The organism is Fibrobacter sp. (genome assembly GCF_017545445.1).
Classification (GTDB): domain Bacteria; phylum Fibrobacterota; class Fibrobacteria; order Fibrobacterales; family Fibrobacteraceae; genus Fibrobacter.
Genome location: NZ_JAFWOM010000067.1, coordinates 48550 through 69778, shown reverse-complemented (window position 1 = coordinate 69778; position 21229 = coordinate 48550). Strand labels below are relative to the sequence as shown.

General features: G+C 46.8%; 23 protein-coding genes and 1 tRNA gene. 19 read left to right on the top strand and 5 right to left on the bottom strand.

Translation table 11 applies throughout. The features are described from left to right. Positions 1-16 precede the first annotated feature (16 nt). From IKG78_RS07435 to IKG78_RS07400, 8 genes are all read left to right on the top strand, one after another. Positions 17-853 (top strand): DUF3450 family protein, encoded by an 837-nt coding sequence (locus IKG78_RS07435; RefSeq protein ID WP_290941734.1) that lies wholly within the window; start codon positions 17-19, stop codon positions 851-853. Beyond that, a complete protein-coding gene (locus IKG78_RS07430) occupies positions 853-2412 on the top strand; it encodes a MotA/TolQ/ExbB proton channel family protein (protein WP_290941731.1) in 1560 nt (519 codons plus the stop codon). The genes IKG78_RS07435 and IKG78_RS07430 overlap by 1 nt, the downstream gene beginning before the upstream one ends. Before the next feature lie 133 nt (positions 2413-2545). Next, on the top strand, positions 2546-2833 hold the full coding sequence (locus IKG78_RS07425; protein WP_290941729.1) for a GIY-YIG nuclease family protein: 288 nt from the start codon (positions 2546-2548) through the stop codon (positions 2831-2833). 32 nt (positions 2834-2865) lie between these two features. After that, positions 2866-3585 (top strand): MotA/TolQ/ExbB proton channel family protein, encoded by a 720-nt coding sequence (locus IKG78_RS07420; protein ID WP_290941726.1) that lies wholly within the window; start codon positions 2866-2868, stop codon positions 3583-3585. Positions 3586-3609: 24 nt separating this feature from the next. Further along, positions 3610-4014: a biopolymer transporter ExbD gene (locus tag IKG78_RS07415; protein ID WP_290941723.1), complete on the top strand. Its 405-nt coding sequence runs from the start codon at positions 3610-3612 to the stop codon at positions 4012-4014. Positions 4015-4202: 188 nt separating this feature from the next. Further along, complete coding sequence (locus IKG78_RS07410) at positions 4203-4847, top strand: energy transducer TonB (RefSeq protein WP_290941720.1); 645 nt, start codon at positions 4203-4205, stop codon at positions 4845-4847. Positions 4848-5107: 260 nt separating this feature from the next. Continuing rightward, on the top strand, positions 5108-6139 hold the full coding sequence (locus IKG78_RS07405; RefSeq protein WP_366075010.1) for a tetratricopeptide repeat protein: 1032 nt from the start codon (positions 5108-5110) through the stop codon (positions 6137-6139). 66 nt (positions 6140-6205) lie between these two features. Further along, positions 6206-7975, top strand: a complete 1770-nt coding sequence (locus IKG78_RS07400) for an NERD domain-containing protein (RefSeq protein ID WP_290941717.1) — start codon at positions 6206-6208, stop codon at positions 7973-7975. Between the two features lie 88 nt (positions 7976-8063). On the opposite strand, the gene IKG78_RS07395 is transcribed toward IKG78_RS07400, so the two are convergent. Both IKG78_RS07395 and IKG78_RS07390 read right to left on the bottom strand, forming a co-directional pair. Beyond that, entirely contained in the window at positions 8064-9026 is a 963-nt protein-coding gene (locus tag IKG78_RS07395; RefSeq protein WP_290941714.1) for a hypothetical protein, read from the bottom strand. After that, positions 9019-9849, bottom strand: coding sequence for a TIGR02147 family protein (locus tag IKG78_RS07390; protein ID WP_290941710.1), 831 nt, complete (start codon positions 9847-9849; stop codon positions 9019-9021). Before IKG78_RS07390 ends, IKG78_RS07395 begins: the two co-directional genes overlap by 8 nt. Positions 9850-10401: 552 nt before the next feature. On the opposite strand from IKG78_RS07390, the gene IKG78_RS07385 reads away from it, so the two are divergent. From IKG78_RS07385 to IKG78_RS07370, 4 genes are all read left to right on the top strand, one after another. Then, entirely contained in the window at positions 10402-10638 is a 237-nt protein-coding gene (locus tag IKG78_RS07385; RefSeq protein ID WP_290941708.1) for a DUF4258 domain-containing protein, read from the top strand. After that, a complete protein-coding gene (locus tag IKG78_RS07380) occupies positions 10623-10916 on the top strand; it encodes a hypothetical protein (protein ID WP_290941705.1) in 294 nt (97 codons plus the stop codon). Before IKG78_RS07385 ends, IKG78_RS07380 begins: the two co-directional genes overlap by 16 nt. A gap of 117 nt (positions 10917-11033) precedes the next feature. Then, the gene (locus IKG78_RS07375; protein ID WP_290941702.1) at positions 11034-11279 is read left to right on the top strand and encodes a hypothetical protein; all 246 of its coding nucleotides are present in this window, start codon (positions 11034-11036) and stop codon (positions 11277-11279) included. A 51-nt stretch (positions 11280-11330) separates the two neighbouring features. Then, positions 11331-12461 (top strand): GGDEF domain-containing protein, encoded by a 1131-nt coding sequence (locus IKG78_RS07370; protein ID WP_290941699.1) that lies wholly within the window; start codon positions 11331-11333, stop codon positions 12459-12461. 166 nt (positions 12462-12627) lie between these two features. On the opposite strand, the gene IKG78_RS07365 is transcribed toward IKG78_RS07370, so the two are convergent. After that, positions 12628-13854, bottom strand: coding sequence for an MFS transporter (locus IKG78_RS07365; RefSeq protein ID WP_290941696.1), 1227 nt, complete (start codon positions 13852-13854; stop codon positions 12628-12630). Positions 13855-14136: 282 nt separating this feature from the next. Further along, positions 14137-15297, bottom strand: a complete 1161-nt coding sequence (locus IKG78_RS07360) for a class I SAM-dependent RNA methyltransferase (protein ID WP_290941693.1) — start codon at positions 15295-15297, stop codon at positions 14137-14139. Positions 15298-15673: 376 nt separating this feature from the next. Between IKG78_RS07360 and IKG78_RS07355 the strand changes: the two genes are divergently transcribed. The 4 genes from IKG78_RS07355 to IKG78_RS07340 all read left to right on the top strand — a co-directional run bounded on the left by IKG78_RS07355 (position 15674) and on the right by IKG78_RS07340 (position 19650). Next, positions 15674-16369 (top strand): TonB family protein, encoded by a 696-nt coding sequence (locus IKG78_RS07355; protein WP_290941690.1) that lies wholly within the window; start codon positions 15674-15676, stop codon positions 16367-16369. 84 nt (positions 16370-16453) lie between these two features. Further along, the gene (locus IKG78_RS07350; protein ID WP_290941687.1) at positions 16454-16807 is read left to right on the top strand and encodes a hypothetical protein; all 354 of its coding nucleotides are present in this window, start codon (positions 16454-16456) and stop codon (positions 16805-16807) included. A gap of 161 nt (positions 16808-16968) precedes the next feature. Further along, complete coding sequence (locus tag IKG78_RS07345; RefSeq protein ID WP_290941684.1) at positions 16969-18837, top strand: fibrobacter succinogenes major paralogous domain-containing protein; 1869 nt, start codon at positions 16969-16971, stop codon at positions 18835-18837. 36 nt (positions 18838-18873) lie between these two features. Further along, positions 18874-19650 (top strand): hypothetical protein, encoded by a 777-nt coding sequence (locus tag IKG78_RS07340; RefSeq protein ID WP_290941681.1) that lies wholly within the window; start codon positions 18874-18876, stop codon positions 19648-19650. Between the two features lie 175 nt (positions 19651-19825). Here IKG78_RS07340 and IKG78_RS07335 read toward each other — a convergent pair. Next, positions 19826-19897, bottom strand: a tRNA-Gly gene (locus IKG78_RS07335). Positions 19898-20052: 155 nt separating this feature from the next. Here IKG78_RS07335 and infC point away from each other — a divergent pair. The 3 genes from infC to rplT are packed head-to-tail and all read left to right on the top strand — an operon-like array spanning position 20053 to position 21218. Continuing rightward, on the top strand, positions 20053-20637 hold the full coding sequence (infC, locus tag IKG78_RS07330; RefSeq protein ID WP_072828010.1) for a translation initiation factor IF-3: 585 nt from the start codon (positions 20053-20055) through the stop codon (positions 20635-20637). 21 nt (positions 20638-20658) lie between these two features. After that, entirely contained in the window at positions 20659-20856 is a 198-nt protein-coding gene (gene rpmI / locus IKG78_RS07325; protein WP_072812865.1) for a 50S ribosomal protein L35, read from the top strand. 11 nt (positions 20857-20867) lie between these two features. Then, entirely contained in the window at positions 20868-21218 is a 351-nt protein-coding gene (gene rplT, locus IKG78_RS07320; RefSeq protein ID WP_072827901.1) for a 50S ribosomal protein L20, read from the top strand. The last annotated feature ends 11 nt before the right edge of the window (positions 21219-21229 follow it).

Below are 21229 nucleotides of genomic sequence, written 5' to 3'. Positions count from 1 at the left end.
CCTATTTGGAAAAATTATGAAAAGATTGAATATATTGCCTTTTGCGGTTTTAGTTTTCTCGCTTTCGGGCATTGCTTTTGCAGATTACGAGTCCGAAATTCGCGACTTGAAAATGCAAAAGGAAATGCTGAATTCCGAAATCCAGACATTGAATACGAGAATTGCGGCGACGGATTCTATGCTACGTGCTGATGTTTCGCGTCATAAGTTGCTGGAACAACGCTATAAGGCAGATTCGGAACGCCGCCTTGCAGAAATTGATAGCCTGAATGCAAAAATCCGTAAAGTGGCTGCAAGCCTCCAGCAAGAACGCAACAAACAGGCGCGTGCAAAGAACAAGAGCGAAAATGTGGCCGCCAAACGCCGTGCATTGCGTTTGGAACTTGCCAAAATCAGCAAGCAGTTGGAAACGCAAATTTCGCAGACGCTCCCGTGGGAACGCGAAAGCAGGCTGGATCGTGCAAAGTCCTTGACGCGTGAAATCGAAAGCGGCAATGTGACCGAAGAAGAAGCGTTTTCTCGCCTCAAGTCTTTGCTTGGAGAAGAAATCAAGTTCGGCGACGAAGTCGCGATTGTCAATAGCCCTTTGACCCGCAAGGATGGCGAAATCGTGAACGCTTCGATTCTCCGCATTGGTAACCAGTGGATGGTCTATGTCGATGAAAACGGTTCTGTTTACGGCCGCTTGGAACGCAAAATCGAAAATGGTAATGTTGTTTATGAATGGAATGAAAATTTGAATCTGGAAGAACGTGCTGCTGTGAAATTGGCAATAGAAGTGAAGCAGGCGAAAAAGCCTCCTCAGATTGTAAACTTGCCTGTAAGCCTTTCTGTTGTGGGAGGGGGTAAGTAATGAGATTTTTGCAATCAACAGCCGTCATCCTTATGCTCGCGTCCTCAGCTTTTGCGTGGCCGTGGAGTAGCGACAAGAAAAACGCCGAAGACGAAGCCCGCATCAAGGATTCCTTGTTGCAAGTCGAAGTCCGCAATTTGCAACGTGAAGTCGAAACGCTCACCCGCATCCGCATGCAAAAAGCAGATTCGCTTGAAAAGCTCGATGCCAAGCATTGGAGCAATCGCTATGCGGAATCGCAGATGACCGAAGAGCACCAGAACAAAACGCGTGAACTCGATGGCCGCTATTCCAAGCTTTCGACGGATTTGGGCCGCGTCACCGAAGAAGCGATGTCGAGCAAGAACGTCACCGAAGAAGCGGAAGAAAAAGCCAAGGGCGAAGAAATTTCTTTTGATGCTTTCAATACACAAGTGAAACTCTCGATTGAAAAGACGCTTGGCGATGTTGCCGGCGATTACCCGGTCGGAATGAACGCTCGCCTGTTACGCTTGAAGCAGGCAAATATTGAAGCCGAAAAGAAGGTGCCGAATACGATTGCTGCGGTGCAAGGCTTCATGGATGATTTGCTGAAACGCCACGAAGTCACTTATACGCAATTCTACGGTGCTGAAATTTCGCAAGTGGGTTCCCGCCCGGATGTGAACGTGAATCGCTTACGCATGGGAACTGTGTTCCTCGGCGAAGTCGCAAACGACAATGGCAACGTGCAGGCCTTGATGCGTTCAGGTGCACTGCAAGGCAAAGTTTTTGAATGGAACGCAAATTTGCCGACGGAAATGGCCGCAAATATCAAGCAGGCCGTGAATCAGGCGGGGACATTGTCAGGCTCTGCGGCAAGTGCGTCGCAGTCAGCAACAATCGCGATTCCTTTGGATGTCTTGCAGAACAAAGCCATCAAGAATTCTATTTCTGATGTCAAGGAATTAACTTGGACGGAAAAATTCAAAGCGTTCTTCAAGAAGGGCGGCATTGTGATGTATCCGTTGGCATTAGTCGCGATTATTGCTCTTCTGCTTTTCCTTGAACGTCTCCTGGTGCTTTCTTACCGCGGAAAGATTGGCCGTCGCTTTATCAAAAAGCTGGACTTGCTTGTCGCCGAAAAGAAATATGACGATGCCGCGATGCTTTGCCTCAAAAAAGAAACGAGCCTTTCGATGGTGCTTTTCTCCGTCCTGAACAAGGTAAACGACACTCGTGAAAATGCGGAACGCTCCTTGCAAGAGGCTTTGCTCCGTGAGCAGCCAAAACTCGAACGCCGTATGGGTCTTTTGGCCGCGATGGGCACAATCGCTCCGCTCTTGGGACTGCTAGGAACAGTGACGGGCATCATCACGCTCTTTACTGTGATTACCGAAGTCGGAACAAATGATGCCCGCGTGCTAGCGGGCGGTATTTCCGAAGCACTTGTCACAACAGAAATGGGTCTTGTCATTGCAATCCCTGTGATGATTCTGCATGGTCTCCTGAGTGAAAAAATTGAAAAGATAACGAGCGAACTCTATGTGCAAAGCACCTCGCTTATGAATAAAGTCTTCGGAAAGGAAAAAGTTGACTGATTACTTATAAGGTCCCTGTGGTTCGGCAAGCTCACCAACCTTGACGAAAAATAAGGTCCCTGAGCCGGTGCACTGAGTTTATCGAAGTGTTGCCGAAGGGCCGAAGTGAACAAGAGAAAAAGGAATTTTTAATATGAGTAGCTATATGTATATATTAAAATGTTCGGATGGTTCATACTATACTGGAAGTACAAGAGAATTGGAAAAGCGTGTCATGGAACATAATTCAGGCTTAGGAGCAAATTATACAAGAAAACATCGTCCTGTAGAACTTGTTTATTTTGAAGAATTTCAGAGAGTTGATGATGCATTTGCGAGAGAAAAACAGGTTCAAGGTTGGAGTCGGGCAAAAAAAGAAGCTCTGATTCAGGGGCGGTTCGACAGGCTCACCGACCTTTCTAGAGAAAAGCAGAGGCATTGATTTTATCGAAGTGGCTATGCGGAAATGAATATATGACTAACACGTACTACATATTCATAGAATCCTTGCGGAACACTTACGAGGCGGGCGGCGTGGTGATGCTCCCCATCCTCTTGGCAGGTGTCGTCGGGTTCTACTTCCTTTTTGCGAGCTGGATGCGCATTGGCGGTGATTCTTTCAGGAATGACGTCCACAAAGTCGTGAGACGCATGCAACGTGATTTAAACGGCGAAGGTTCTGTCTCAAAAATTGGTGACGCACACGGAATCGCGAATGCCCCTGCAAAAGAATACTGCGAAGCGGTGGCTCTCCAGAGGCTCCGCAAACGTGGCGGATTCCTCTCAAGAGAATTTTCGTATGCGATTGAAGTGGCTCAGAAGAATTACGATGAATTTTGCGATTACATGCAAGTGCGCATGATGAAAAGCGTACGCTACATGGAGCAGGGCAATCACATCATTTCGGTGATGGCCGCTGCCGCTCCGCTTTTGGGCTTGCTTGGAACGGTAACAGGTATGGTCTCGACGTTTGAAGTGATTACGTTATACGGCAATCAGAACCCAGTGCTGATGGCGGACGGCATTTCGGAAGCTCTGATTTCTACACAAAGCGGACTTTTGGTGGCTTTTCCGCTAACGCTTTTGAAACAACGTCTTGATGAACGCATTGAAATGCTCAAGCAAGAGATGGAACTTGGTGCAACGGTGATCGACAACTATTTTGCGACCGTAAATTGTCATTGCGAGCCGTAGGCGAAGCAATCTAAAGGATTTGTTATGGACTTTAATTTACCGAGAAGAAAACAAAAAGATATGGGCATCGAGATGGGCCCGCTGATGGACATCGTGTTCATCCTCCTCATCTTCTTTGTCGTAACGTCGTCGTTCACTCGCGAAACGGGTGTCGATGTGACGAAACCGCAAGCGCAATCGGCAAGCCAGCTTGAAAAAGAAAACTTGCTCATTGCGATTACGCGTGAAGGAACGATTCACATGAATGAACGTCAGGTGGATTTGGCAAGCTTGCAGGATATTTTGAAGCAATCGCTAGCAAAAACGCCCGACCGCGAAGCCGTAGTGATTGCGGACAAAGAAGCAGAAACAGGTGTACTCGTCCAGGTCATTGACATGTGCAATTTGGCGGGTGTGAAAAAAGTCTCCATCGCGGCACAAGCAGAGTGATGGCTAGTAGGCAGTAGGAAGTAGACGGTAGGAAGGAAATGCTGTTTAAGAATCGCTTTTTCAAAGAAGATGATTGCGTCATTGCGAGCGTAGCGAAGCAATCCAATAAATTCTTGAAATAGCACTTTGTCATCCTGAGCCCGTTCGACAAGCTCAGGGTAAACTCCGTCGAAGGATCTAGGAATTAAATGAAACTTGTTAAGAAATTATTAAAGCGTTTTACAATCCTTCTCGCGGCAATCCTCGCGAGCGTGGTGCTCGTTTTTTCCGTGACGATGGCGAATTTGTTCTTGAACGGCAAAGTCTTCCATGAACGCAAATTCGTCAAGACCGAAGTCGCTGTGAAGAAAATCGAAGAAGTCGAAAAGAAAGTCGAGAAAAAGCACACGGCTCGCAAGCCGAACCGCCAAAAGTCCAACTCGCGTTCTCCCAAGGCGGGGCCGCGTTTTGCGATGAACCTCGGTGCGGTTTCGGGAACGGCTGGTGCTGCAATTAGCGATGAACTCGTGGCCGATTTTCGTGGCGGTGCGATGTCTGCGGGGAAAGGCGATGTCGATAAAAAGCCCGAAAGTCGCTCTATGGCGAATTTCCAAGTGCCGCCGCAAATCCGCGATCGCGAAATCGACGCTATGTTGCGTCTCAGTTTCTGCGTCGATGTGGGCGGTCGTGCTTATGATATCAAGGTGATTGAGGAATCGCCGGCAGGTTCGGGGCTTGCGCAAGCGGGTAAGGACGCCATCGCCAGCATGACGTTCATTCCCGCTGAAAAAGACGGCAAAGCAGTCGCCTTCTGCGGCATGGAACAACCCTTCGAAGTGAAATTTAGAGATTAGTGGTTAGTGATTAGTGGTTAGTAAACAGTGATTAGTAAACAGTGGTTAGTAGAAAGTGAGATGTGGTTAGTAGGCCGTTGGATGCGTGTTGTTGAAATAAGATTTTATGTCATCCCCGCGAAGGCGGGGATCTAGTGAGGAATTTGATGAATATGTTTTGTAACTTGAAAAAACTTTTTATAGCAAGGTCCCTGAGTGGTAAACCGAATCTGCCGAAGTGTCTAAACGAGGGTTCGCGACAATCCTTTCGTCTATCGTCTATCGTCTTTCGTCTCGGCATTGTCGTCTTTTTACTTGCTTCCGTTTCCCTTGCGGCGCAGTCCTCCTTTGATTTAATGGAACGCGCAAACGCTCTTTATCGCGATGGCAAATACAAGCAAGCCATTACACTTTACCGCAAAGCCGAAACTCGCGGAGCAGACCCCGTAGCGGTGAGTTTCAACATCGCAAATAGCTTGTACCAAATGGAAAAATATCCAGAAGCGGCAGCAGCTTACCGCAAAGCTGTTGACTATTCGAGCGGCTCTTTTGTCCCGGCTCTGTTCAATATGGCTAGCGTCTATTTCCGCCTCAAGCAATACGCGGAATGCATTGCCGTTTATCACCGTGCATTAAAACTTGACCCGGACAACATTTCTGGCTGGCTCTACCTCGGCGAAGCCTACAATAAAACCGGCGATAAAGTCGGCGCATTGCGTGCCATCGAGAACGCTTACCGCCTCGACAAAAATGATATCAGCATCGTCTATCAGCTCTCCGAAGCAAACATCGCGTTGAATGACTTTGACCGAGCCGTTGCCGTAATCCGCGAAGGATACACGCTCCATCCCGAAGAATCCGATTTCCTCGTCTATCTTGGCGATGTCTATCGCTTGAACAAAAACTTTGAAGAAAGTGCCAACGCCTACCGCGAAGCCCTCAGCGTAAAAATCGACGATACGCAAATTATGTACAAGCTCGCCGATGTCCTCGCCGAAGACAAGAAACCGTATGTCGCGATGGAAATATTAAACAACATTTTGCAAATTAAGCCAGATTTTTCGGATGCCGCAATATTCCTCGGAAACCTCGCCTACGATTCTAAATTCTATGACCGTGCAGAATCCGCTTACGAACTCGCTGCCAAAAACGGAAACGCCGAAGCAGTTTTCGGCTTCAAAAACATGGCCTACGATGCCCACGCCCAAAAACGCACCGACGAAGCCGTACGTTTGTTGAAGCTAGCGTTGACCTATTATCCAACCGATGCTACCTTGCAAGCCGATTTGCTTGAAATGGAAAATGCTAAGTAAATTCGCCGCACTTTAATTCAAAAACAAGCCCATTAATTCTATTATTGCAATAAAAGGAGCTTGCGTATGACAATCCGTGCTAATGTAAAACCCAACAACCCCTCCCGTGCCGAAATTGAACTTGCCCGCATCGCCTCTTTGTTAAGCGACGATTGGTTTGTGTGGATGAACCGGCATCTGAATTTTGACATTCCTGAAACCGGTTCTATGGATCGCGAGGTGGATTGCGTCTTTTACCATCGCAAGCATGGATTGCTTGTCGTCGAATGCAAATCGGGAAAAATTGCGACTAGTCGCAACTCCCACGATGGCGAAATTGTATGGCTCCAGAGCGGTAAACCGATGGACAAAAAGCCGCGAGATCAAGTCGAAGGCTTGATTGCACCCTTGCATGAATACATGAAGCATTTGCTGCGGAGTCCTGAAGGCAAAGACTTTTACAGAGTACGCGTCCAGTGGGCGGTGTGCTTTAGCGACATGGACAATCTAGAGCAAATTCCCCTTGCGGAAATTCCGAGGAAACGAGCACTATTGCGGCCCGACCTGCTCGATGTCAAGCATTTCGAAAAACGTTTAATTGAAATTCTGGAAATTCCCGCGGAAGCCCGTAACGGTCGTGCATTTGCCAATGATTTTTTGGATGAAGAAGCTTTCTTTGCGCTGCAAAATTTCTTAGATGGTAATGGCGAGCGTGTAGAAGAAAGTGATTTGCTGCGGGAAGACAGTTTCTATAGCGAACAAGCTACCGAAATGCAGCAGATGATGATGGAATCTATTTCTAGAAACCCTCGCATGCGTATTGAAGGTGTGGCCGGTTCTGGAAAATCGCGGATGGTCGTGTGGGAAGCGTTACGCCTTTCTCGCATCGGGAAAAGTGTTGCGATTGTTTGTTATAACGATTTGCTCGCCGATGAGCTTCAAGGTGATATGAACGAAGTGCTGGAACGCGACCGTGCTGCGGTTGTCGCCAAGTACGGCAAAGACGGCGGTGTGAGTTTCGCCCCTGTGGAGGTTCACGCTTATTCGGAATGGTGCAAAAAGTATGCGAAAGCAGTGAAAATTCTACCCAAGATGGGAAAGGATGCCGCCCAGTATTACGACAAGGATTTGCCGCAGGCCTTAAAGCAAGCGACAAAGATGATGCGTAAAGACAAGAAAATGCGAGAAAAGTTTTTCTTCGATGCCGTCATCATTGACGAAGGGCAAGATTTTGCTTGCGAATGGATTGACTCGCTGACGGAACTGTTACGCGACTCACAACGTGGAATTATACGTTTCTTCTACGACCCGGCACAGCGTTTGTTCGGCACGCGTAACGGCATTGATTGTGAGTTTGTTAACAATATGCCGGTGATGGTTCTCAATCGAGGCTTCCGCAATACTTGCAAAATTCTAGAGTGGGTGTATAAAAATACGGGAATCCGAGTGCAATGCTACAACAATACTCCGCAAGGGAAACCGGTCAAGGAATTCCGCTATACGAATCCTGCCGAACAAGAAAAACTGCTTGTCGAATGCTATGAAAATTTAGTGAGCCATTACAAACTCTCTTATTCGGACATCCTTGTCGTTTCCATGTGCAGTGAACGCACGTCGGGAATCCGCAACATCAAAGATGAACGTTTTGTCTGGAATAAAGTGGGCGGCAAGAAGTTGATACGGGACAAAGTGAATATCGTAAGCACTTACCGCATTAAAGGCTTGGACGCATTGGCCGTTATTTTGGTCGATGTCGAAGAGCCTGCGGAACTCAGCAAACGCGAAAATTGGAAACGTTGTCTGCTCGTAGGCGCAACGCGAGCGAAACAATTGCTGTCCGTCATCCGGAAAAAATAGTCTATTACAGCCCCATTACGCATTGCCAATAGCCATTGACCACCAACTAATGATCAATAACTATTGACTAATAACTAACAACTAATGACTACTTTCTCACGTATTCCTTGTAAGGAGCACCGCCACATTTCATGGTGCTGTCGCGAATGTCGGTCGTGACGATTTTCGTACTTTCGGAAAGTTCTTCGCAGAACTCGAAAAGGAATCCCACGTATCTGTCAAATGGCATGCGCTCATAGTCACAGTTGTCGTAAACGTTCGTCAGAGAAATAGAGTCTTTCGTTATTTGAGTAATGACATGCACTGTGGGTGACGTTTCATCCAAAATCAGCATGTAAAGCGAGCACCCTTCAGAACTCTTGAGAGTTCCTCCTAAACGTTTCGCTGTTATAGGGTAAATGTCATTTGCGGCATCAAGTTCTTTCGAAGTTATTTTGTGCAGACCACCTGTCAGGAAAATAGGAGCCTCGTTGGGCTTGGAGCAAGTGTCTTTTGTAATGTCACAAGATTCGTATATTACATTATACGCAAGAACATTACGGTCAAAGGATAATTTTGATTCGCTGTTTCCGTTGTTGGTTTTGTTTGCATTGTAGATTTTGAGATAGTCGTCAAGCGAACTCGTCAAAGTTGTATCGATGTTGAAATGACCGCCGCCACCTCCGTCTCTTGTTGAAGATGAAGATGCAGCAGCAGCTCTGTTCGAAGACGATGCCGGGATAGGAGAATAACCCATATTGTCATCTGCCGATGAGTACCGCGGTGACGGAGCGTCAGTCCTAGCGCTGCTCGATATGGGATTGTTGTGCGGAGAGGGCTCGGTGTCTTGAGACGAGGAACTGACGTTCTCATGAGGTGCAGAATATGAATCTTGCGATGAAGAGCTTCTGTCCAAATAGCACAATTCAGAAGAGCTTGAAGATCCTTTGTTTGCAGATTGGTTGGGTTCCTCTGCTGTTCCGGCGAGGTTGTCTGATGAGCAGGCAAATACGCAAAACGCGACAAGAGTCGCAGTGCAGGTTGCTAAACATGTTTTTAACAGCTTAATCATTGCCGTCCTCCTTGGCGTTACGAGTAAGCGGGAATAGCTGTAAATTTAATCTATATACCTGATTAATGTTCTTGTCTCCGGCGGCGATGCTTACGATTTTTCGACGGCATTCGTCGAGTTCTTTTACAATTTGTTCGTAAGAATCTTTCGAAATCCCCATCGTGACACCGCTGAAATTGCGTTCTGCTCGTGCGAGATCCAGCGAATTTGCTGCGATTTTGGCCATTTCGCGGTGCATTTCGCGGATGGCGAGTCGAGTCGCTTCGGGAGAACCTTTGATGGACGTTTCGCTTTGGATGTAAGTATTTTCGGCGGTCTTTTTTAAAAATCCGGCCTTTACCAGAAAATCAAGAGATTGCTTGACATCGTAGGCGGAAACGTTCGTATAGCATTTCTTGGCGAGTTCGCCCGGGGTTGCTCCCGGCATCATCGGGGCAAGTTCCCTCAAGACAGGATTCTTCCAGGACTCGTAAAAATCGAACAGGTCGCTTTCGATGACCCTGACCTTGTGCTCCTTTGCGATGGCGAGCATCTCTTCGTAGGCGGCTTTCTTTTTCGAATCGTCGGTCTCCTGCCCGAACTTGACCATCGCCCTGAAGTAATCCATTTCGAATCCGACGAGTCCCATCGCCTGCCCCGTACGTTCTACGCCGATACGGCTGAGGTTGCTTTTGCCGTCACAGACGACTTTCATGTATGATGACGACGTGAAACCGGCACTTTTCGAAAATTCACGCCACGAAAAAACATGGCGAAGTTTGCGTTCTTCGTAAAAGTCTCGCATGTACTTGCGAAAGTCGGAGTATTCGATAATCGGTTTCATCAATGATAAATATAGATTGAAATAGGCGAAAAAGCAACTTTTTCATGCAACAAAAAACCGTAAATATATATATAAATAGAATATTTTTATCGTCGTTCAGTAAAAAATGTTCTATATGAAACGCTAGTGTCTCAAAAATCACTTTTTTTCACAATGTGTAGAAAAAAAGAACGATTTTAAGGAAATAATATATTGATATGGGGATGTATATAGAAGAAATTTTTGGAACTGATACGGCTTTTAATGCTAGTATTTTTACCGAAGAAACAGAACTTGAGAATGTTTGGAAAAAGCCCCGTTTCAGTCCGTAAATAACGGGGTTTTACGGAACGTTTACGGACGGTTTTCGATAGAAAAAGGGTCGTTTCGGTTCGTGGTTTACGTGAAATAGTCTTTTCCCTCTGTGTGGTTTTCGATCTTTTCGAAAAGTTCTTTTTGAGGGTAACGAGTGTAGTGCTCCCCCCCCCCTATTGGTTGGATCAATGGAAATACAAAATTCAAATCATTTAATTAAGTATTGACAAAATGTAAATACAAATATATATTTAAAACGTGAACATAACCAAGCACGCCTTTGAACGCATGAACGAACGTGGAATGACCCCAGAAATGCTCGCTTCGCTCATGGACGGCAAAATAGCCGTTGTTCCTACACGTGATGAAAAGTTCCTTGTCGTTGGTTTGGCTGATGGCGAAATGTGGACTGTTGTAATGGCTTCGGACTTGTACACGGTCGTTACTGTAAGGCGTTCTCACAAAGAGGAGGTTGATTTATGGACTTCAAAATAGTTGATGATACGATGTCCAAAGAGGAGCTTGAAGCTCTCGAAAAGCGGAACTATTCCAAGGACTTGAAAGAAGCCAGGAAAAACGGCTCCGTGGTTGTCGCTGATGGGTGGGATAATGCGGTTAAGGCCATCAAGGCAAAAAGGGCTTTGGACGCTTCTAAAACGATAACTATACGTGTTCCCGTCCGAGTTATCGAGCGTTACAAGAAAAAGGCCGCTTCGGTGGGAATAGGCTATCAAACGCTCATGAAAGAAATGCTTGAAGCCGCCCCCGTGTAACTGGTTTGTGTTTTCAATGTCGTTTTAACTTGCTCCCGTTCGTTTACGGGGGCTTTTTCGTTGGCGTTTTGTTGTGCTTGCTCCTTTTGGGCTTTGTCCGTTTGCTGGAATTTCCATTTGAGGAAAAAGAATTTAAGCGGCTTTAAAGCGGCTTTTCCAAGTGTGCGTTATCCCGCTTTGGTCTATCTGTATGCGTGTGCGGTCGTTGTCCGTTGTCTGGGGGCTTTGCTTTGTGGTTGGCTTGAACGAAGACGAAAAAAGGAATTAGATTTAAAACGCTCCCCCTATAGCGGTTTGTTCCCTCTGTGGCACATTTTCGATAGTGAAAATCAAAGCGAACGACTAAAAAGCGACTATAAATAATTCAAATACTGAAATAAACACTTTTTATAAAAATAATATATTTTTTGTAGCATGAGCGTTTTTGGTTTTTATGTAGAAGTCAATCTTGGGTGCGTTTGTATTCTGGCGCTCCTGTTGTACAGTATCAAGAGACTTCCGACTCCGCAGTTGAAATACACTCTTTTCCAGAACTTGATCCTTTGGCATATTATTTATTTTATAAGCGACTCGGTCTGGGCGCTTGTAAACGACAGCGTTCTCCCGAAAAATGTATTCAGCGTCCTCGTCGTGAATTATCTCAATGTTGTCATCATACCCTTTGTCGCTTACAGTTGCTTTATTTTTGCTGAAATCGGCACTCGAACGGACATGACGCGCAAGCAAATTGAACGTCTCCAGTTAGAACTGCTCATACCGATTGTCTTGCAGGCAATTGTGCTGCTTGTTTCATTTTGCTGGTCTCCCGATTTTTGGCTGGACGAGCGATTGGAGCCGATTGACTTTTATTATTTTATTTTGTCCTTTACGCCCATGTGTTATTGGGTTGCGGCGACTGTTCGCGCACTGCTCCGTGCAAGAAACATCCAGAATCGCCCGAATTTTCGAACGTACTTGATCGTGGCAAGTTACACGCCCGGAGTTTTGATTGCTGGCGGAGCGCAGGTGATTTTCTCGTTGACGACACCGATTTTTTGCTTTTGGTGTACTTTTATTATTTTATTTGTTTATTTGCATCTGCAAAATCATTTGATATCGACAGATTCTTTGACGATGCTCAACAACCGCAACCGTCTGCATCATTTTTTGCACCAGCAACGCGACGAGAAAGACTCCTTTGTAATCATGGTCGATGTAGATCATTTTAAGCAAATTAACGACACATATGGCCATGCCGAGGGCGACAAGGCTTTAGTCCTTGTTTCTCAAGCGCTCAAGAAAGCTTGTGAAAGCTTGAGCTATTCGATGTTCCTGTGCCGTTATGGCGGAGACGAATTTTTGATGATTGCGCAAACCGATGTTCCGGATGATGTAGTGAACAAGATTAAGGAATGCCTGCAAGAAGAAATTGCAAATCAAAAGCGTTCGCTGTCCTACACTATCGAAGCGAGCGTTGGCTTTGCTCGTTGGGACGGCCACCCGGAAAGCTTTAAAGAGAGCATGATCAACGCTGATAAGAAAATGTACGAAGATAAAAGAGATTAGGTTTTTAAAAGTGGTTAGTAAACAGTGATTAGTAAACAGGAATGCAATGGGAACGTTATTATATACAATCCTAACCACTAACCACTGTTTACTTTCTCTCGTCTTTCGTCTATAGCCGCGTGGTTCGGCAAGCTCACCAACCTAAGCGGCGTTCTTTCGTCTAGTATTACCCTTCCAGTTTGTTTTTCAAATAATGTTTTGCGGTGTAAGCGAGGTACATGATATCCGCAAGCACAAGAGCAATAGCGCAGGCGAAAAACACCGGCTGGTGCATGCCGAAACGGTTCGCCATTGCGCCGCCGACGAGAATTCCAATGCCGATGCCGATGTCCCAGCCGCTGAGGTAGGTGCTGTTTGCGGTGCCGCGTTGGTCATGGCGGGCTAGGTTCACGCACATCGTCTGGTAGCCGGGGAAAATGAGACCAAGGCTTGTGCCGATGAGGAACGATGCAAGGAAAAACATGACGGGGCCATGGCAGAATGCCAAGATGAAATATGCAACAACGTTCAGCGTCATCCCGGTGCCGACGAGATGAACAAGGTATCCCTTGTCGATGAGGCGACCCGTCATGATGCGGTTCAGAATGAGGCCCGCCGCAATGAGGGCGTAAAACCATCCCGAGCCGCCAATGCCAAGCTCCTTGGCGTATAGCGCAATGTAGTTCGTAACCGGCCCGTAAGCGAAACCGACGAAGATGAAGTTTGCAAACTGCGGCACGGCTCGCGTTAAAAAGAACCGGTCCAGCGAAAGCGGGGCGTGTGCTTTTTTCTCTTTGCGGGGAACGCGTAACGTTTGCACAAGAATAAGCCCTATAACGCACAAAATAATCGAAATCGCAAAGACGATGGAATCGCCGAAAGCTTCGTAAAGGAACATCCCTGTCATGGGGCCGGTTGCAAAAGCGAGGTTCACGCTGATGCCAAAATAGCCGATGCCCTCGCCGCGGCGGCTTGCAGGCAGTGCGTCAATAGCGACGGTATTGCTTGCCGTTGTCGAAATTCCAAAGAAAAGCCCATGTGCAAATCGCACAACAGCAAGAATCGGCAAAAGCCCAACCGTCTTGTAACCGATAAAGCAAAGAGTGAATGCGAAGAACGTCCAAAAGTACAGCGGTTTTCTGCTGAGCGTATCGACGAGAAACCCTGCGAAGGGGCGGCATGCGAGTGCTCCAATCGTGTAAAGCGAAATGATGATGCCGGCAGTCGCGTTGTCGGTTGCGAATTTGTCAATAATGTACAACGGAAGAATCGGCAACAACTGGTAAAAACTGAAGAACAAAAGAAAGTTCGCGGCAGAGCACGTTACAAAGTTACGCGTCCAAAGAGGAGGCTTTGCGTTGCCTCCAGTGTTTCCGCTCCCGATAGCTGTTGTATTTTCGTTAGATGTAACCATAATCAAATACCCCAGCACAAAGATAGAAAAAAGGAATCAATGCTTTGGACGAACTCGTCCTTGTCATTCTGGAGGCCAAAGGCCGATAGGAACTAGACTGGATTCTATCCCCCGGCTCGGTGGTTCGACAAAAGGTCACTGTGGTTCGACAGGCTCACCAACCTTATGCCGAAGTGCACCAACCTTAATTCGGGGCTAAAGGCTATCATAGGCTTCGCAGTTCTATTAACGGCTCCAATTACTATATTTCCTAATCCCTATCCCCTAAAACCTAACTCCTATTTACTTTCTTTCCAGCGCGACGAGCGTTTCGAGGTGCGGCGTGCCCGGGAACAAGTCGAGCGGCAGCACTTCCTTGACGCGGTAGCCAAAACGTTCCCATTCGGCGAGGGCATCCGGGATTTCGTCCGTGCCGCAGAAAATGTGCAGCACGCGGACGGGCTTGCGCAAAGCAAGCGCGCGAATCACGCCGGGTTCGGTTCCCTTGCGTGGCGGGTCCAGCAAAATGCGTTCTGGTTCGCCAGGGATCGGCCGCGGGAGTCGCATCTGCACGAACGTCTCGTCAATCTTGCCTGCGATGAACTTGTAATTTTTCTTCAAGAATCTGGCGGAAGCCTTCGCGCAATCGATGGACGGGCCTTCCCATTCCACGCCGAGTACAGACTTGGCGGCTTCGCCGAGTGCAAAACTGAAGAGGCCGTAACCGCAGTAAAGGTCCAAGAAGTGGTCGCCCTTTTCAAGGCCAAGCAAGCGGCTTGCGGACTTGATGAGGTTGTGAATCTGGCTTTCGTTAATTTGGCTGAAACCCGTCACCGGGTATTTGAGCCTGAAATGGCCGAGGTCCAGCGAAAGTTCACGCGGGCCGTAAAGCTGTTTGAAGTTGAGCGTGTCTGTCGGGCGCTTCGCTTCGAGATAGTAGTTCGATTCCGTAGTATCGACGTAAGTGTGCGCCGCCGTCACGTGGTACGGGCACTGCTGCAAAACTTCTGCAATTTGTTTCAACTTGCGGACAATGCTTGCGTCCAGTTTTTTCACGTTGAAAATCACGACGCGGTACTTGTACGTGCCGCGGATGATAATCCAGTTGAGCGCGTAGGCGAGCGGCTTGTACGCCGGCGTAATGAGCTTGTCGAACAGCAAACGGTAAATCGCATTGTGCTCTTCGGGTTCCAAGATACTATCGTATTCGTTAAAACGCAAATCGCCCGGCTTCATTTCGACTTGGCGCTTGGACGTGGTGCGGTAATTGCGCGGCATCGGACTTGCGATAATCGGTTGCGGGCCACGAGCAAGGCGGTTGACATCCCAAAATTCACGGATAGCGGCGTTCTTGACCTTGAGCTCTTCCTTGTATTCGAGCGGGGCAAGAGTCTCGCCGTAAGCGGAATCGGATTCCTTGGTGTAATTCGGGAGATTGTTGGCGATGGCTTGTTCAAAAAACATATTAATCCTTTTTTATACAATTCCAAATTTAAAAAGTTCCCGGAAAGTTTAAAGTCTATTTTTATGCTATGTGGGAGTGATTAGTGGTTAGTAAACAGTGGTTAGTAAGCAGTGGTTAGTAAGCAGTGGTTGGTGGTTAGTAAATAGTAGGAAGTGACTACACGTTTCTCCGTCATTCTGGAGGCTCGAAGAGCCGATAGAATCCAGTAAAGGTATGGGCTATAAGTTCGGTCGCCTGCAGCTCCCTTTGAACTATGGGGTATGGGCATAATGTAATAAGATCATCTCGGAACGAAACCATACAGTTTTAACAGCATTTACAAGATGTATGGCTTGGCTTGCAATAATAAGCATTTATTATATTTCGTATAAAGGCATGAAATTTATGAAATGGATTGGATTTTTTATCGTTGCCGCAATGTTTGTGGCTTGCGCGCCTAAGACGCGTCACGTATCTACAGAAAAGTTCGATGAAGCTATTTCTTCTACGAAACATCCAAGCAGCGCATTTTTGGATAGCATAAAAGAACTTGTGCTCCCGATTTATGACATGTACGTTTTGGAACGTCCGGGCCTTACCGGTAAAATCAGCGTGACGATGACGGTGCGTCAGGATGGCGGTGTAGATAGTGTTAGCATTGATACTTCGACGGTCAATTATCCAGAGCTAGAAAAAGAGGTTCAGGAAAAACTTGGCCAGCTAAAATGTCCTCTAATAGATTACAGGTCACTCAAGCCAAAAGCGAATATCGAATTCTCTGCTGAAGGGGTAGCTGTTACCCAGACTCAGCCTCGCTCGGCAAGTCAAATTATGAAAGTAGTCCGTAAGGAAGCGCCGCGGTTGAGATCTATTTATAACAGTTATTCAAAGAAGCGTTCTTTTGACGGCAAAGTTAGAGTAAAGTGGTCCATACCCCCTAGTGGCGATGTGGAAAATGCCGAAATCGTCGAAGCGACGACGGAGTATCCCGAGTTTGAAAAGGCTATTTTAGAAGATATAAAGCAATGGAAATTTCAAGACGGGTACAGCGGCAAGACTACCGTTACGGTGCCGTTCACGTTTTCTGAGTAAAGGGATTTTTAATCCAAATTCGCCTGCTCAATCATGGCCTCATTTTGGGATATTTTGTAGTTTTAAACAAAAAAAGGAATGGTTATGTTTAAATCTTATGCCGGTGCTTTTGCACTTTTAGCCGCATCTTCGTTGATGTTTACCGCCTGCGACGACAGTTCGTCATCGCCAAATGCGGGTATCGACCGCACAAATGTGAAAAATTGCGACGAGATGGTCAAGGAAGACGTAAATACATGGCACTTTATCCGCAAGGATGCGTTTGGCGATGATGCTGAATACATCTACAAGGCCGAAGGCCGCGACTTAATCGTGACCATCAAGGATTCGCACGGCTCAAACAATACCAAGACTTATTCCATGTACAACATGGAATCCGAAGTCGGGCTTGAATTGGCTTACCGTGCGGCCAAGGCGACTTGCGAAGACGGTCAATAAAATTTGAACACGGTTTAAACGTCATTTAGAAACTTGAAATCGTTTTTATCCCTTGCGGCTATTTGCTTTGAGGGATTTTTTAATAATGCTTTTTTAGTTCTTCGTTATTTTGTACATTTATAAACAAGTGTAGTGGGATGATTTAAAGAAAAGGATTTCTTATGAAATTTGCCATGTCGTTTATCCCATTTGCCGTTGTTTCGGCATTGCTGTTTGTTGCGTGTGGTGACGATAGCACCTCGATAAATTCAAACTCATTCCCAGAAGAAGTTGCGGATAAAACGGAATTGAACACGTATGAATGTAATTTTTCAGCTATGGGCGTGCTAATTTACGTTGAAAGCTTGGGCAAAAACTACGAATGCGATGGCGACGAATGGTTTGAATCTTATGACCAGCCGAAATCGAGCGCGAAGGGGAAAAGTTCATCGTCTAGTAAAGATAAAAGTTCCTCGAGCAACGGCAAAAGTTCGTCTTCCTCTGGTAAGTCTTCCTCGTCGTCTAGTAGTAGTGTTGTGTATAGCAGCTCGAGTGTGCTGGCTGTCTCTACCCTTTATGAACCTCCCTGTAAAAACGACAGTACGGACAATTGTGAATATGGACTTTTGTTTGATGAACGCGATGGTCAATCATATAAGACGGTGAAAATTGGAAAAATGTGGTGGATGGCTGAAAATTTCAACTATGCTTACCTGCAACCGACGGAAAGTTTAGATTCTTCGAGCTTTTGTTATGATGGCGAAGCATCGAATTGTGAAAAGTATGGAAGATTGTATTTATGGAGCGCCGTAATGGATAGTGCTGCTATTTTTAGCGAAAAAAGCGCGGGATGTGGTTATGGCGTGGAATGTGAAGGACATTTTCGTGCACAAGGGATTTGCCCTGCTGGATGGTATGTCCCTTCGTATGGAGATTGGTATACGTTGTTTAATATCGTTGGTGGAAGTGGGACTGCGGGTAATGTTCTTGTGTCTGCAGAATGGAGGAGTGATTCTATTAAAACTGATGCATATGGGTTTGGTGCGCTTCCTGCTGGAATCACAACATGTAGTGGCAGCTGCTATTCATCTAAGGGATCCAAAGCGTATTTTTGGAATTCATCTGAACATGGCCGATACAGTTTGGAATCATCTTACATAGATATTCGTAATGAATCAGTGATTACTGTTATAAACGAGTCGAAAGATTATGGGCTTTCTGTTCGTTGTGTGATGAATGATTCCTTATTACAAGGGTCATCTTCCAGTGTCAGACCTAAGTCGAGTTCTAGCAAAACAAATGTGTCCAGCAGCAGTTCCTCTAGATCTCTTACTTATGTAGACTTTCATTTGACATCACCGAAGGAAACTTACTTTAATCCAGAAATCAAATATGATAGTATAATCGATACCCGCGATGGCAAAGTCTACAGGACGATAACCATTGCTCCGGAGGGAACGGACTATTCCAAAACCTGGATGGCGGAAAACTTGGACTTTGACGTTGGTCAGGGAGGTTCGGGCGAGAATAAATACAATTGGTCCTGGTGTTTCCATTATGAGAAGAAAAATTGCGAGGTGGCGGGCCGCCTTTACACCTGGACGGCGACCATTGACTCCGTGAAGTTGGCAACTGATGCCAAGAATCCGTTGGATTGCGGTTTCGTTAAGGAATGCGGATTTACTGGTGCAGTTCAGGGAATCTGCCCTAGTGGCTGGCATCTGCCTGATACAACGGAATGGAATGCTTTGTTCACGGCGGTGGGTGGACGGGCTACTGCTGCTAAAATTCTCAAAACGCAAACGGGTTGGTATAATAACGGATCCGGCACGGATGACTTCGGATTTTCTGCGCTGCCTGCTGGTTACACCAGGGTTATTGATGAAGTTTTCAACTATAGTGCCCATGGAGGGTTCTTTTGGACTTCTACAGAACTCAATATCTACTTTGCGTACTACATCCGTTTGAACTATGACAGTGACGAAGCGAAATTGGAGTACATTGGTAAAGATGACGCCTACTCCGTCCGTTGCATCAAGGACAAGGAATAATTAGGACTTGTGGTGCGAAAAACGTTAAAAGTCCTAATGTTGGCCTTAGTCTGTTCGGCTTTCTGCTGGGCGGACTGCCATACCCTTGATCTTTCTGTAGTGATTGTTAAAGATTTTATGGTCATTGGCGCCAGGGGTGGCTTTTCTCCTAATATATTCTATACAACATTGTCCGACCGATATGGGACGCGTTATGTGACGCTTCATCGCGAAAGCGCAGACGATCCTGGCCGCATTGTGTGGGCGCTGTATTCCGAAAAGGATGGCTTGCTCGATAGTGTAATCGTCGATAAAAAACACAGAATGTATAAGGCGGTTGGGCTTGGTGAAGGTGGAATAATGCCGCCTCCATTGAAGAAAAAGTTGAAACACCATGACAAGAATGTTGTTGAGGCTCCGTTGTCTGCGCTTGATGAAGTTGTCTGGAATTTGGTTGAATATCGCAAGAACGCCGAAGACCGTCCTGATACGAATGATATTCTTTTTATGTTGGAACCAAATGGTAATCGTGAAGAATTCCTCCAGTGGCTTCGTTCTTATAAGCCGTTGGTGCAAGCGGCTAAGAATATTGGATTCTCGTTTTTGACGTTTGGATTGTTGGATGACGCTGATTCTAGCTATGGCGATTGGGCGAAACTGTCCAAGGATATGTACGATGCCGTGGGTGTGAGAATGCCGTCTCAAGACGAACTAAAAAAGCATAAGAGATGTTCCTGCGTTCTTGGGGCGGCGCTGGAAGGGACTCCTGCAACACCATATTCAAGAGGGGTGCTTGAGATTTTGAAAGGTGTAGGAAAGCCTCAAAACAAGTGACTTGCTAAAAATGCTGTAGAATTGAAAAAATCTGGCTTGTAGAGCTGGGGCTTTTTGGCGATCCCGGCGCTTCGGTGGTGCTTCGGCAAGCTCAGCATACCAGCTCAACGACCTTGTTTGAGGTGAAAATTGCGGAGGGTTGGAACAAAAAAGACCTCCCAAAGGGAGGTCCAAGAGCGGCGGACCGGGATCGAACCGGCAACCATTAGCTTGGAAGGCTAAGGCTCTACCATTGAGCTACCGCCGCGAGCGACAACAATTATACAAAAATATTGCAGTTTTTAAAGGGGTAAATAAAAAAGTTGTTGGAAAAATATGAAAAATTTTATAAATTTACGCTCACAATAACAAAACAATCATACCGAGGTAGCATACTTGTTCCCTAATCCGCGCGATCGTCGCATGCCCAACCGTCCCAGCGATGGGACTCGTACCAACGAAGATATCCATATCTCTCCGATTCGTCTCGTGAAAGAAGATGGCGAAGCTATCATTATCGAGACGAGCAAGGCATTGCAGATGGCGAAAGACGCCGGACTGGACCTTGTGGAAGTCTCCCCGAATGCTAAGCCACCTGTCTGCCGCATCATCAACTACGGCAAGTACAAGTTTGAACAACTGAAGAAAGCGAAGGCTGCTAAGGCCAAGCAGCACGTGGTGAAGCTCAAGGAAATCAAGATGCACCCGAAGACTGCCGAGAACGACTACCAGTACCGCATCAAGCAGGCTGGCGAGTTCTTGCAGGACGGTATGAAGGTGAAGCTTATCATGCAGTTCCGTGGACGCGAAATGGCGCACATGGACTACGGCAAGCGCCTGATGGAACGCGCCAAGGAAGACTTGGCCCCGTTTGGCGATTTGGAAATGGATTCGCGGGTGGAAGGCAACACAATGCTTTCTATCTACGGTCCGAAACGTGGTGCCGGTAAGAAACAAGACCAGGCACCGAAGCCCGTAACCGAGCCAAAGGCAGCAGGTGAGGCTTAACTATTAACCTACGAGGTAAAAATGCCTAAAATGAAAACTCACAGCGGTGCTAAGAAGCGCTTCCGCGTGACTGGTTCCGGCCATGTCAAGTTCAAGCGCGCTGGTATGCGCCACATTCAAGCCAAGATGACCACTAAGCGTAAGCGCAACCTCCGCAAGGGTGCACTTGTTAAGAAGGTCGATACCTATCACGTCAAGCGTCTGCTTGTAGTAGCATAAGGAGAGTAAGAATGCCACGCGCAAAAACTAGAGTTCCTTCCCGCGAACGCCGCAAAAAAATCCTCAAGGCCGCCAAGGGTTTCTATGGCCGCCGCAAGTCGAACCTTCGTCTTGCTATCGAAGCCGTTGCCCACGCTGGTCAGTATGCCTATGCACACCGCCGCGACAAGAAGGGTGATTTCCGCTCTCTGTGGATCACTCGCTTGAACGCTGCTGTTCGTGAATTCGGCATCAGCTATAGCCAGTTCATTTACAAGCTTTCCAAGGCTAACATCAACATGAACCGCAAGGTTCTCGCTGACTTGGCCGTCGCCGATCCGGCAGCATTTGCCAAGGTCGTGGAAATTGTGAAGGCTGCTTAAGTTCTGACTTA